This window comes from Streptomyces sp. NPDC044571, from assembly GCF_040647115.1.
Classification (GTDB): domain Bacteria; phylum Actinomycetota; class Actinomycetes; order Streptomycetales; family Streptomycetaceae; genus Streptomyces.
In genome coordinates this window covers 57,035-69,860 of the sequence record NZ_JBEZBN010000020.1, presented here as the reverse complement: position 1 = coordinate 69,860, position 12,826 = coordinate 57,035, and the positions used below count along the sequence as shown (strand labels likewise).

At 74.3% G+C, this 12,826-nt stretch carries 10 protein-coding genes and 1 riboswitch; of the genes, 1 reads left to right on the top strand and 9 read right to left on the bottom strand.

The genetic code is table 11. The features are described 5' to 3' along the window. Positions 1 to 20 precede the first annotated feature (20 nt). Together AB0B01_RS13470 and cobC are read right to left on the bottom strand one after the other, a co-directional pair. Positions 21 to 1,268 carry a CapA family protein gene (locus AB0B01_RS13470; protein WP_361717010.1) on the bottom strand — a complete coding sequence of 416 codons (1,248 nt, stop codon included), beginning with the start codon at positions 1,266 to 1,268 and terminating at the stop codon, positions 21 to 23. A gap of 276 nt (positions 1,269 to 1,544) precedes the next feature. Next, a complete protein-coding gene (gene cobC, locus AB0B01_RS13465) occupies positions 1,545 to 2,966 on the bottom strand; it encodes an Rv2231c family pyridoxal phosphate-dependent protein CobC (RefSeq protein WP_361717120.1) in 1,422 nt (473 codons plus the stop codon). A gap of 95 nt (positions 2,967 to 3,061) precedes the next feature. On the opposite strand from cobC, the gene AB0B01_RS13460 reads away from it, so the two are divergent. Continuing rightward, a complete protein-coding gene (locus tag AB0B01_RS13460; protein ID WP_361717007.1) occupies positions 3,062 to 3,811 on the top strand; it encodes a ZIP family metal transporter in 750 nt (249 codons plus the stop codon). Positions 3,812 to 3,828: 17 nt separating this feature from the next. On the opposite strand, the gene AB0B01_RS13455 is transcribed toward AB0B01_RS13460, so the two are convergent. From AB0B01_RS13455 to AB0B01_RS13425, 7 genes are all read right to left on the bottom strand, one after another. Next, entirely contained in the window at positions 3,829 to 5,247 is a 1,419-nt protein-coding gene (locus AB0B01_RS13455) for a cobyrinate a,c-diamide synthase (RefSeq protein WP_361717004.1), read from the bottom strand. Then, the gene (gene cobO, locus AB0B01_RS13450; protein WP_361717001.1) at positions 5,244 to 5,843 is read right to left on the bottom strand and encodes a cob(I)yrinic acid a,c-diamide adenosyltransferase; all 600 of its coding nucleotides are present in this window, start codon (positions 5,841 to 5,843) and stop codon (positions 5,244 to 5,246) included. Before cobO ends, AB0B01_RS13455 begins: the two co-directional genes overlap by 4 nt. Further along, positions 5,843 to 7,963, bottom strand: a complete 2,121-nt coding sequence (locus AB0B01_RS13445; RefSeq protein WP_361716998.1) for a putative cobaltochelatase — start codon at positions 7,961 to 7,963, stop codon at positions 5,843 to 5,845. Before AB0B01_RS13445 ends, cobO begins: the two co-directional genes overlap by 1 nt. 286 nt (positions 7,964 to 8,249) lie before the next feature. Next, positions 8,250 to 9,770, bottom strand: coding sequence for a cobyric acid synthase (locus tag AB0B01_RS13440; RefSeq protein WP_361716995.1), 1,521 nt, complete (start codon positions 9,768 to 9,770; stop codon positions 8,250 to 8,252). Then, positions 9,767 to 10,726: a cobalamin biosynthesis protein gene (locus tag AB0B01_RS13435; protein ID WP_361716992.1), complete on the bottom strand. Its 960-nt coding sequence runs from the start codon at positions 10,724 to 10,726 to the stop codon at positions 9,767 to 9,769. Before AB0B01_RS13435 ends, AB0B01_RS13440 begins: the two co-directional genes overlap by 4 nt. Positions 10,727 to 10,784: 58 nt before the next feature. Beyond that, a riboswitch (cobalamin riboswitch) is annotated at positions 10,785 to 10,874 on the bottom strand. Positions 10,875 to 11,017: 143 nt separating this feature from the next. After that, positions 11,018 to 11,239 (bottom strand): hypothetical protein, encoded by a 222-nt coding sequence (locus AB0B01_RS13430; protein ID WP_266630466.1) that lies wholly within the window; start codon positions 11,237 to 11,239, stop codon positions 11,018 to 11,020. Between the two features lie 28 nt (positions 11,240 to 11,267). After that, a complete protein-coding gene (locus AB0B01_RS13425) occupies positions 11,268 to 12,536 on the bottom strand; it encodes an inorganic phosphate transporter (protein WP_361716989.1) in 1,269 nt (422 codons plus the stop codon). Positions 12,537 to 12,826 lie beyond the last annotated feature (290 nt).

The following is a 12,826-nucleotide window of genomic DNA, read 5'->3' as shown; positions in this document are numbered from 1 at the left end:
GCCGGGGCGCGTCCGGTCCGCTAGCGGGTCGCGCGCTCCAAGCCCTGCCGGTCGGCGCCCCGCGCCAGCACGGCCGCGCTGACCTGCTTGTCCACGGCGGCGTACGCGGCCTGCTTCGCGGCGCCCGGTGCGGTGTCGGAGGCGGCGCACGAGGTGCATACGACGCGGAACGGCGGGCCCATGTCCGAGAACTGCGTCAGGTACTCGGCCTTGACCACCTCCCAGCGGCCCGCGTGCGCGGCCGCCGGGGCGAAGGTGAACCGGGGGATCGAGGACATGTTCCCGCGGGCCTTGTCCGCCTCGTAGAAACTGGCGACCTGGTCGCCCATGCCGAAGACCACCCACGTGCCGTTGATCTTCTCGTACGGCTGCGGCACGTGGTTGTGCGTGCCGAGGATCAGGTCGATGTCGGGCAGCCCGTCGGTGCCGCGCGAAGCGGTCAGCGCCTGCGCCAGGTCGAGTTGCTGCCGGTCGGGAGCCGTCTGCCACTCGGTGCCCCAGTGGACGCTGAGGACCACGACGTTCGCACCCGCCGCGCGGGCCGCCCGGGCGTCGGCGATGATCCGGTTCTGGTCGATCAGGTTGACGGCCCAGGGTTTGCCGGCCGGGAGCGGGATGCCGTTCGTCCCGTACGTGTAATCCAGCTGGGCGACCCTCGCGCCGCCCGCCGAGAGCAGGGCCGGGGCCTTGGCCTCGTCGGCGCTGCGTGCTGAGCCGACGTGCTTGATGCCGACGCGGTCGAGGTGGTCGAGGGTGCGGACGAGGCCGTCGTACCCGTCGTCCAGGGTGTGGTTCGAGCCGGTCGAGCAGCTGTCGTACCCGGCGTCCTTCAGGGCGTCGGCCAGCTGGTGCGGGGCCTTGAAGGCGGGATATCCGGTGTAGGGGCCGCCGGGCCGGCCGTACGGTATCTCGTGGTGGCATATCGCCAGGTCCGCTGCTGCCACCAGGGGCTTCACCCCCGCGAGTATCTTCCGGAAGTCGTGGCCGGCGCCGCTGCCCTGGGCGTCGTCCGCGGCGCGCTGGACGATCGACGGGTACGGGATGATGTCGCCGGTCGCGACCAGGGTGAACGGCTTGGCGTCGGCGGGGCCGGTCTTGCCCTGACCGGTCTTGCCCTGACCGGTCTTGCCCTGACCGGGCTCGGCCTGGAGCCGCTGCTCCGTCCCCGCGCGCGGGCCCTGGTCGAGCAGGCTCGGCAGGGCGAGGATCCCCCCGGCCACGACCGCCACCGCGGCCACGGCCGCCCCCGTTTTGGCTGTTGTCTTCATTTCCGGCCCCCCGAACCTACCCGGCTGCTGTGCCGATCATCGCCTACGCCGCCGGGGTCCGCCACGGGAGGGACCGCGTCCACATCCGCCTCGCCGCAGGTCAGCCGCCCGCAGCGGGCGGCGCCTGCCCGTCCCGGCGCCCCCGTCGGCTCCCCCTCCCGACTCCGCTCCCACGCCCTGCCCGCGCCCCGGGCAGCCGGGGCTCCGGTGCCGGATCCCCTGGGGTCCGGCACCGGGTGGGCCGGCGCCCCTCCGGGTCCGGTCCTCGCCCGTGGGTCAGTGGCCGGCCAGCGCCAGGGCGTGGTCCAGGGCCTGGAGGAGGCGGCCCGTCGTCGCCCGGTCCCGGACCGCCAGGCGGAGCCAGGAGTGGTCCAGGCCCGGGAAGGTGTCCCCGCGGCGGACGGCGAAGCCCAGGGCACGCAGCCGGGTGCGGATCTCCGCCGCCCCGGCCACCTGTATGAGCACGAACGGCCCCTCCGCCACACCCGTCATGCCGATCTCCTCGAACTCCGCGAGCCCCGCGAGCAGATGCGCCCGGTCCACCGCGATCTGCCGGGCCGCGGCCTCCGCCTCCGCGAGTGCCGCCGGGGACATGCAGGCCTCGGCCGCCACCAGCGCCGGCGTCGACACCGGCCACAGCGGCTGGGCCGCCGCCAGCTTCGCGATCACCTCCGGCTCCGCCAGCACGTAGCCGATCCGCAGCCCGGCCAGCCCCCACGTCTTGGTCAGGCTCCGCAGCACCACCAGTCCCGGCACGTCGGTCCGCCCGGCCAGGGCCTCCCGCTCACCGGGGACCGCGTCCATGAACGCCTCGTCCACCACCAGGATCCGGCCGGGCCGGGCGAGCGCGGCCAGGGTCGCCGCCGGGTGCAGGACGGACGTCGGGTTCGTCGGATTGCCGACCACCACCAGGTCCGCCTCCTGCGGCACCGCGGCCGGGTCCAAGCGGAATCCGTCCGCCGCCCGCAGCACCACCCGTTCCACCCGGTGCCCCGCGTCCCGCAGGGCCGCCTCGGGCTCCGTGAACTGCGGGTGCACCACCACCGGCCGCTGCGCGCCCAGCGCCCGGGCGATCAGCACGAAGGCCTCCGCCGCCCCGGCCGTCAAGAGCACCCGGTCGGCCGGAAGCCCGTGCCGCTCCGCCACCGCCGCACGCGCCGCCCGCCCGTCGGGGTATGCGGCGAGCACGTCGAGCGAAGCCGCGATCCGCTGCTTGAGCCAGTCCGGCGGGGTCTGCGCCCGTACGTTCACCGCGAGGTCCACCAGCGTCCCGCCGTCGCCGCGCACCTCCGCGTCCCCGTGGTGGCGCAGGTCGTGCCCCTGCGCCGTGGCCACGGCGCAGGTCGCGGCCACCGACCGGCGCTTGGGCACGAGGAGTTCCCCGCCGCCCGCCAGCGCCGCGGCCTCCGCCACCGAGGCGGTGCCGGCCGCGCCGCGCACGGTCTCGGAGGGGTGCGGCACCTCGACGGCCGCAAGGTCCTCCGCCGGGTAGCTGAGCAAGGGCACACCGAAACGTTTCGCCGCGCCCGCGATCCCCGCCTCGCCCGCCTTCGACTCCACCGTGGCCAGCGCCTTCACCGCCCCCGCGGCCAGCCCGGCCCCGCGCAGCGTCTCCTCGATCAGGGCGCAGACCTCCGCCACGGAGACGCCCGCGCGTCCGCCGACCCCGACCACCACCTGCGCCGCGTTCTCGCCCATCGGGATCACGCCCTCTCCGTCGTCGTCAATCGTTCGTGGCCCGCCGTCCGCGCGCAGACGTGCGCGAGCGGCGAGGAGTCGGTATTCAGGGGCACATGGCCGTGATCGTGGCGTTGGGCGCGTTCCTGATGACCCTGGCGGGCGGGTGGACGGCGCAGCGCGTCACCGACCGCCGCCACCTCGTGCTGGGCCTGGCCGGCGGGCTGATGCTCGGCGTCGTGGGCCTCGACCTGCTGCCGGAGGCGATGAGAGCGGCCGGGCAGCAGGTCTTCGGAGTACCGCTTGCCCTGCTGCTGTTCGTCGCCGGATTCCTGACCGCGCACGTCGTGGAACGGCTGCTGGCCGTACGCCAGGCCGCGCACGGCGCGGAGAACGGCATCGCGACCGGCGCCGGGGGCGGCGGCCGCGTCCCCGAGGTCGGGCTGACGGCCGCCGCCGCCATGGTCGGCCACAGCGTCGCCGACGGGGTCGCCCTGGGCGCGGCCTTCCAGGTCGGCGGTGGGATGGGCGTGGCCGTCGCCCTGGCGGTGATCACCCACGACTTCGCCGACGGGTTCAACACGTACACGCTCACCCGCCTGTACGGGAACGCCCGCCGCCGGGCCGTGATGATGCTCTTCGCCGACGCGGCGGCCCCGGTCGTGGGCGCGGCGTCCACCTTGCTGTTCACCCTTCCGGAGGAACCGCTCGGGGCGTACCTCGGCTTCTTCGGCGGGGTCCTGCTCTACCTGGCCGCCGCCGAGATCCTGCCCGAGGCGCACCACAAGCACCCCGCCCTGTCCACGCTGATGTGCACGGTGGGCGGGGTGGCCGGGATCTGGCTCGTGGTGGGCCTCGCGGACTGAGGGCTCGCGGACTGAGCTCACCGGTGCGCTGCCGCGGATTCCACGAAGCGGCGGGCGACCGAGGGCTCCGCCGCCCAGTGCGTGTGCAGGTAGCTGGCGTGCACCCCCTGCCGGACGAAGCCCTCCACGCGCCGTTCGGGGTGCGTGAACCCCCACGCGGGCGTCGCCCCGGCGCCCGGTTCGATCACCGTCCGGTGGAACTCGTGCCCGCGCAGCCGGGTCCCGGCCGCGGCAAGGGCGCTGTCCGACACCGCGACGGCCTCGCGGTAGCCCAGCGTCAACCGCTCCGACATCCGCGCGTCGGCGTCGAGGACCCCGCACATGGGCTTCCCGTCGAGCGAGCGGGCGAGGTAGAGCAGCCCCGCGCACTCGGCGGCCACGGGCCCGCCCGCCGCGGCGAAGTCGGCCACGGCCTTGCGCAGCGGCTCGTTGGCGGACAGTTCGGGCGCGTACACCTCCGGGAACCCGCCGCCGATCACCAGGCCGGCGGTGCGGGGCGGGAGCGTTTCGTCGCGCAGGGGGTCGAAGGTGACGACCTCCGCCCCGGCGGCGGTGAGCAGCTCCGCGTGCTCGGCGTAGGAGAAGGTGAACGCAGGCCCGCCCGCGACGGCGATGACGGGCCGTCCGTGCGGCGTGCCGCCGGCGTCCGGGGCGGAGCCCCGGTTGCGGGAAGCGTCGGGGTGGGGGAGGAGAGCCTGCTTCGGCGACCACGGCTCGCAGTGCAGCGGGGGCGCCGACCGGGCCAGGGCCAGCAGCCCGTCCAGGTCGCAGCCGGCCCGGACCTGCTCGGCGAGGGCCGCCACCGCGGCCAGCGCGTCGGCCCGCCGCTCCGCCACCGGCACCAGCCCCAGGTGCCGCGACGGCGCAGCCACCTGCGGAGCGCGCCGCAGCACACCGAGCACCGGGGTGCCCGCCTCCTCCAGCGCCTCCCGGAGCATCACCTCGTGCCGGTCGGAGCCGACCTTGTTCAGGATCACGCCCCCCAGCCGCACCTGCGGATCGAAGGACGCGAAGCCGTGCACCAGCGCCGCCACCGACCGAGACTGCGACGAGGCGTCGACCACCAGCACCACCGGCGCCCGCAGCAGCTTCGCCACCTGCGCCGTCGACGCCAGCTCACCCCGCCCCGCGGCCCCGTCGTAGAGCCCCATCACACCCTCGACCAGCGCGAGGTCGCAGCCGGCCGCCCCGTGCGCGAACAGCGGGGCGACCAGCTCCGGCCCGCACATGAAGGCGTCCAGATTGCGGCCCGGGCGCCCCGTGGCCAGCGCATGGTAGCCGGGGTCGATGTAGTCGGGCCCGGCCTTGTGCGGGGACACGGTGAGGCCGCGTTCCGAGAAGGCCGCCATCAGGCCCGTCGCGACCGTGGTCTTGCCGCTGCCCGAAGAGGGCGCGGCGATGACCAGGCGCGGGACGGCGAGGTGTTGCGGGTTCACCACTCGATGCCCTTCTGGCCCTTCTGGCCGGCGTCCATCGGGTGCTTGACCTTGGTCATCTCGGTGACCAGGTCCGCGAACTCCACCAGCTTCTCCGGGGCGTTGCGCCCCGTGATCACCACGTGCTGGCTGCCGGGACGGTTCCGGAGCACCTCGATGACCTCGTCGACGTCGATCCAGCCCCAGTGCATCGGGTACGCGAACTCGTCCAGCACGTACAGCCGGTGCGTCTCCGCGGCCAGGTCGCGCTTGACCTGCTCCCAGCCCTCCTTCGCCGCCTGCTCGTTGTCGAGCTGCGCGTCGCGCTGGACCCAGGACCAGCCCTCGCCCATCTTGTGCCAGACGACCGTGCCGCCCTCGCCGGAGGCGCCGAGCACCTTCAGCGCGTTCTCCTCGCCGACCTTCCACTTCGCCGACTTGACGAACTGGAACACCCCGATCGGCCAACCCTGGTTCCAGGCGCGCAGCGCCAGGCCGAACGCGGCCGTCGACTTGCCCTTGCCCGGGCCGGTGTGGACGAAGACGAGCGGGCGGTTGCGGCGCTGACGCGTCGTGAGACCGTCGTCCGGAACGACGGTCGGCTGTCCCTGCGGCATTACGCGGCCCTCCTGGGGGTCTCTGATGCGGTACGTACGTTCTTCACGAGCCCGGCCAGCGAGTCGGCCCGCAGCCCGTCGAGGGTGACGGCGGGCCCGCCGAGGTCGGCGGCGAGTGCCGCGGCCAGCCCCAGCCGGACCGGCCCCGACTCGCAGTCCACGACCACCGAGGCGATGCCCTCGGCCGCCAGCAGCCGGGCGCTGCGCTCCGAGAGCGCGCGCGGCGTGTCACCGGCCCGGCCGCCGAGGGCGCCGGCCGAGGTGGCCCGCCCGTCGGTGACGACCACGAGCAGCGGCCGGCGGCTCGGATCCCGCAACCGTTCGATCCGCAGCACCTCGTGGGCTTTGAGCAGCCCCGCGGCGAGCGGAGTGCGGCCACCGGTCGGAAGCAGCTCCAGCCGGGCCGCCGCGGCGTCCACGGAGGAGGTGGGCGGCAGGGCCAGCTCGGCGGAGGCTCCGCGGAAGGTGACCAGGCCGACCTTGTCCCGCCGCTGGTAGGCGTCCAGCAGCAGGGAGAGCACCGCGCCCTTGACCGCGCTCATCCGCTGTCGGGCCGCCATCGAGCCGGAGGCGTCGACGACGAACAGGACGAGGTTGCCCTCGCGGCCCTCCCGGGTGGCCTGGCGCAGGTCGTCCTTGCGGACGACGAGCCCGCGACCGCTGCGCCCGCGCGCCTTCTGGTGCGGGGCGGCGGCCTGGACGGTCGCGGCCAGGTGCAGCTTCGTCAGCTGGCCGCGGGGGCGGTGGGCGCCGGTGGTACGGCCGTGCGCGGTGCGGGCGCGCGAACGCCGTCCGGCCGCGCCCTCGCCGAGGCCCGGCACGCTGAGCATCTTGGTCCGGAACGGCTCGGCGGCCCGTACAGGGGCCTGCGCGGGCGCATCCGCGCCGGCATCCGCGCCCCCGGGGTTCTCGGCCCCGGCGGATTCCGGGACGTCCGCGGGGGAGGCGGCGTCGGCCTCGGGCTCCGCGGGGGGCGGTGCGGCCGACTCGTCGGGGCCGCCGCCCTGCGGGGGGACCCCGCCGCCGTCGGGGCCGCCACCGTTGTCGTCCGGACCGTCCGGACCGTCCGGCTCCGGCTCCGGCTCCGGGTCGGGCTCCGGTTCCTCGTCGGGGAACTGGTCCAGGATCTCGTCGAGCCTGTCCTCGTCCAGCCCCGGCGCGTCGAAGGGATTGCGCCGCCGCCGGTGGGGGAGCGCCAGCAGGGCCGCCTGCCGGACGTCCTCCTTGCGTACCTCGCCGCGCCCGGCCCAGGCGGCCAGCGCCGTCGCCGTCCGCGCCATCACGATGTCGGCGCGCATGCCGTCGACCTCGAAGCCGGCGCAGGTCGCCGCGATCTGCAGGAGCGCGGTGTCGCCGAGGCGGACCTGGGGCAGCAGGGCGCGGGCGGCCACCACCCGGGCCCGGACGTCCTGCTCGTCACCGGCCCAGCGGGCCGCGAAGGCGGCCGGGTCGTCCTCGTACGCGAGCCGGCGCCGCACCACCTCGACGCGCTGGGCGGGCTCGCGGGAGGCCGCGACCTCGACGGTGAGCCCGAACCGGTCGAGCAGCTGCGGGCGGAGCTCGCCCTCCTCGGGGTTCATCGTGCCGACGAGCAGGAAACGGGCGGCGTGGCGTACGGAGACTCCCTCGCGCTCCACGTAGGAGGCGCCCATCGCGGCGGCGTCGAGGAGCAGGTCGATGAGGTGGTCGTGGAGGAGGTTGACCTCGTCGACGTAGAGGATGCCGCGGTGTGCGTCGGCCAGCAGACCGGGCTCGAAGGCCTTCACACCCTCGGACAGGGCGCGTTCGATGTCGAGCGCGCCGACGAGCCGGTCCTCGGAGGCGCCGACGGGCAGCTCCACCATCCGGGCGGGGCGCGCGGTCCCGGCGCCCGCCTCGTGCGGGCCGTCCGGGCAGGCCGGATCCGGCGCGGCGGGCGCGCAGCTGAAACGGCATCCGGGTACGACGTCCACCTGCGGCAGCAGCGCGGACAGCGCGCGCACGGCGGTGGACTTGGCGGTCCCCTTCTCGCCGCGTACGAGCACGCCGCCGACCGCCGGGCTCACGGCGTTGAGGAGCAACGCCAGCCGAAGGTCGTCCTGGCCGACCACGGCGGAGAAGGGGAAGAGCGTGCCGCTCATGAACCGATCACTCCTTCGAGTGGCTTGTGTCGACGCACCCGCCGACCCGCTCCGTCCGTGCAAGGGTTGCCGTGTGCTCCCCGCTCATGCGGGGGTGATCCCGGGTAGGGCGTGCTCACGCGTTGCTCACTCCTGTGCTCCCTGCCCACGCGGGGGCGATCTCGCCTGCTCGGCCGTTCCATCGGGCTGCTGCTTTGCTCCCCGTGCTCACGGGGACCGTGTCCGGGCAGAGCCCGGCTTCGGAGAAGGGCGGGGTGGGGGCAGCCGCCCCGCAGGGCTGCGCCCCTCACGGCGCGCCCGGCGGGAGGAACGGCAGGCCGGACGGGGCTCCGGTCTCGATCAGCTTCAGCAGTGCGTCCGTGTCCGCGTGTTCCTCGATCAGGTCGCCGAGCAGGTCCAGCTGTTCCTCACGCAGCGCGGCGAACGAGGTGTCCGGCGCCGGCACGAACCGGCGCCCCGCAGCCGCCGCCACCTCCCGCAGGAACGCCCTGCGGAAGCCGTCCGACTCCAGTGAGCCGTGCCAGTGCGTGCCCCACACCGACCCCACCCGGCACCCGTCCAGGAACGGCTCCCCGCCCAGGACCTCGGCCACGCCGTGGTGGATCTCGTACCCGGCGACCTCCTCGCCCAGCGCCGAACCCACCGGCCGCGCCAGGGTCTTCTCCCGTGCGAAGCGGACGCGTACCGGGAGCAGGCCGAGGCCGTCCACCGACCCCGCCCGCGACTCGACCTCGTCCTCGATGTGCTCGCCCAGCACCTGGAAGCCGCCGCAGATCCCCAGCACCGGCCGTCCCTGCGCGGCCCGCCGTGCCAGGGCGTCGGCCAGCCCGCGCTCGCGCAGCCACTCCAGGGCCTTCACCGTGCCGCGCGTACCGGGGACGACGACCAGGTCGGCGTCCACCAGTTCCTCGGCCCGGTCCACGAACCGCACCACCACGCCCGGCTCCGCGGCCAGCGCGTCGACGTCCGTGAAGTTCGACATCAGCGGCACCGCGCACACCGCGACCCGCAGCACGTCCTCGCCGACCGGCGCGGCCACCACCGACTCCCGGACCGCCCCGCGCAGCGAGACGCGCAGTCCGTCCTCCTCGTCGATGCCCAGCCCGTGCCGGTACGGCAGCACGCCGTAGGTCGCGCGGCCCGTGAGCCCCCGCAGCATCTCCATGCCGGGCTCCAGCAGCGAGACGTCGCCGCGGAACTTGTTCACCAGGTAGCCGGCGATCAGCGACTGGTCCTCGGGCGACAGGAGCGCCGTCGTACCGAAGAACGACGCGAAGACCCCGCCCCGGTCGATGTCGCCGACCACGACCACCGGGAAGCGCGCGGCCCGCGCGATGCCCATGTTCACGATGTCGGTCCGGCGCAGGTTGATCTCGGCCGGACTGCCCGCCCCCTCGCAGATCACGGCGTCATACGTGCCCCGCAGCTGCTCCAGGCAGTCCGTGACGACGCCGAGCAACTGCTCCTGGCGCCCGCCGTGGTAGCCGCGGGCGCTCATCTCGCCCACCGGCTTGCCCAGCAGCACCACCTGGCTGCTGCGGTCGCTGCCGGGCTTGAGCAGCACCGGGTTCATCAGCGCGGTCGGCTCCACGCGGGCCGCCTGCGCCTGCATCGCCTGGGCGCGTCCGATCTCGGCGCCCTCGCGCGTCACGAACGAGTTCAGCGACATGTTCTGCGCCTTGAACGGGGCGACCTTCACGCCCTGGCGTACCAGCCAGCGGCAGATGCCCGCCGTGACCACGCTCTTGCCCGCGTCCGAGGTCGTACCGGCGACGAGGAGTCCCCCGCCCGCCTTCGTGCCGCTCATGCCCGGCCCCTCCCAGTCCGACGTGACACCGCACACCGCAGTGCCACACATGCCCCCAGCGCGATCCAGGTCACCTGCCGGGACAGCCGTACGGCCCGCTCGATGTCCGCGACCGCCACCGGCCGTCCCGTCCCGCCGTTGAGTACGGCCCGGTGCTCGACCCGTCCCCCGTACGCGAGCGTGCCGCCGAGGCGTACGCCGAGCGCCCCGGCGAACGAGGCCTCCACGGGCCCGGCGTTCGGGCTCGGGTGCTTGGCGGCGTCGGCGCGCCAGGCCCGTACGGCTCCCCGCCGGTCGGGTCCGGCCACCACGGCGGCGAGTGCGGTGAGCCGGGCGCCCGGCCAGCCCGCGAGGTCGTCGAGCCGGGCCGAGGCCCAGCCGTAGCGCAGGTAGCGGGGGGACTTGTGGCCCACCATCGCGTCCAGGGTGTTCACGGCACGGAACGCCAGCAGCCCGGGGACGCCCGCGACGGCCCCCCACACCAGGGCGCCGAGCACCGCGTCGGAGGTGTTCTCGGCGACGGATTCCACGACGGCACGGGCCATCTGCTGCTCGTCCAGGGCCTGCGGATCCCGCCCGCACAGGTGCGGCAGCCGCTCGCGGGCCACCTCGGCGTCCCCGGCGGTGAGCGCACCGCCGATGGCCCGGGCCTCCCGGCCCAGCGAGGTACCGCCCACGACGGCCCAGGTCGCCGCGGCGGTCAGGGCGATACGGGCGGCCGCGGGCCCGGAGCGCACGGCGCGGGCGCCCAGTGCCCCGACGGCGGCCGCGCCCCCGGCGCACACGAGGGTGTGGAGCAGGCCCCGGGCCCGGTCGTCGCGCCACAGGGCGCGTTCGACGGCGGCGGCGGCTCGTCCGAAGGCGGCCACGGGGTGCCCGCGGCGCGGATCACCGAGGATCCGGTCGCCGATCAGGCCCGCCGTGACGCCGTACGCGAAGACGCGATCGGCACGCATGGTGGCAGGTAGGTCCTCACTCAGGGTCCGCGCCCTGGTTCGACGTGTCCGGCGGCGAGAGTTCCTGGCTCCCGGGAGGCCGCACGCACCGCGTGCGCTCCCCGGTGACAGTGGCGGGACCGCGCCGGATTCGCACCGGACTTCCTCTCCATGCCGCCGTATTGGCCCGCGCAGTCCACCACGCACCGCGAACGCCCGTCAACTCGCCGTTGACCTGCGGTGACATATGGCACGAGGCTCCCCCCGGGTGAACCGGGGGGAGCCTCGTGCCGGTGCGGGTGAAAGTCGCGCCTAGGAGACGATCAGGTAGATCCCGTACGCCACGGCCGCCGCGACGAGCGCGAAGCAGGCGTACGCACCGCTGCGGGCCAGGGTGGCGGTGCCGCCCTGCTCGGTGGCGGTCTCGTGCTTGGACAGGCCCACCAGGCCCAGGGTGAACAGGGCCACGAGGGCGACGGTGGCCGAGAGGCTGACCCCGAAGACGGAGCCGAGTGCTGCCCAGTCGATCTTCATACCGCTGATTCCTCTGTCGTTCTCGGGGTCAGACCGCGGCGGCCGGAGCCGCGGGGGTCGTCTGGGCGGCCGCCGGGATGGTGGCCTTGAGGTCCTCGTCGGTCACAGCGGCAGCCGTGGCGGCGGCCGTGGTCGGCGGGACGGTGACCGCGGCCATGGCCGTGGTGACGACACCCGGCTCCTCGGCGGCGGCCGTCTGCACGTCGTTGACGTTGTGGTGGTCGACGACCTGGCGGCGCGAGATCAGCCAGATGGCGGCGCAGGCGCCGATCAGGAAGACGGCGACGGCGGCGACGCCGATGTCACCGGTGCGCATGACGAACTCGGCACCGGAGGCGACCACGGCCGCGGCGGGCAGGGTCAGGCCCCAGGCGATGAACATGCGGGTGGCGGTGGACCAGCGGACCACACCGCCCTTGCGGCCCAGGCCCGCACCCATGACGGCGCCGGAGCACGCGTGGGTGGTGGAGAGGGAGAAGCCGAGGTTCGAGGAGGCCAGGATGACGCTCGCGGCCGAGGTCTGGGCGGCGAAGCCCTGCTGCGGCTGGAGGTCGGTCAGGCCGCTGCCCATGGTGCGGATGATGCGCCAGCCGCCCAGGTAGGTGCCCAGGGCGATGGCCATGCCGGCCGAGACGATGACCCAGACCGGCGGGTTCGCGCCGGACTCCAGGGCGCCGCCGGCCACCAGGGCCAGCGTGATGATGCCCATCGTCTTCTGTGCGTCGTTGGTGCCGTGCGCGAGGGAGACGAGGCCGGCCGAGGCGATCTGCCCGGCGCGGTAGCCCTTGGTGGCGGTCTTGCCGCCGACCTTGTTGCCGAGCTTGTACGTGACCTTGGCGGCCAGCATCGCGGCCACGCCGGCCACGATCGGCGCGGCGACGGCGGGGATGAGCACCTTGGTGACCACGACGCTGCCGTTGACCGCGCCGAGTCCGGCGGAGGCGACCGCGGCACCGATCAGGCCGCCCATCAGGGCGTGGGAGGAGCTGGAGGGGAGTCCGACCAGCCAGGTGACGAGGTTCCAGAGGATCGCGCCGACCAGGGCGGCGAAGATCACTTCAGGCTGGATGCCCTCCTCGTTGACCAGGCCCTTGGAGATCGTCTTGGCGACCTCCACGGACATGAACGCGCCGACGAGGTTGAGCACGGCGGACATGGCCACCGCCGTCTTGGGCTTGAGGGCGCCGGTCGAGATGGTGGTGGCCATCGCGTTGGCTGTGTCGTGGAAACCGTTCGTGAAGTCGAACACGAGAGCGGTGATGATCACGATCCCGAGGAGAAGCGTTATGTGCTCCATTTACCCAGGCTTCTGTTTGGCGTCAGTGGCTCGGCGACCGTAGGCAATCTGAGTGAACGGAAGATGAACTGACACGGTCGGAGTGGTGTACCGGCCCGGCCGTGGACGGCCGGGTTTGTCCCGTTTACGTCGTGGATATCTCGATTAATGCACGTCAAAGCAGGGTGAACGGACCCCTCCGGAGGGCGTCACCGGCCTGCGAAACCCTCCCCGGAGGGTCCCGGAAGAGATCTAGATCACTCCGGCGGAAGGGCGGCCGCGGGTGTCGCCGGACCGCATCCGTAGCCTCT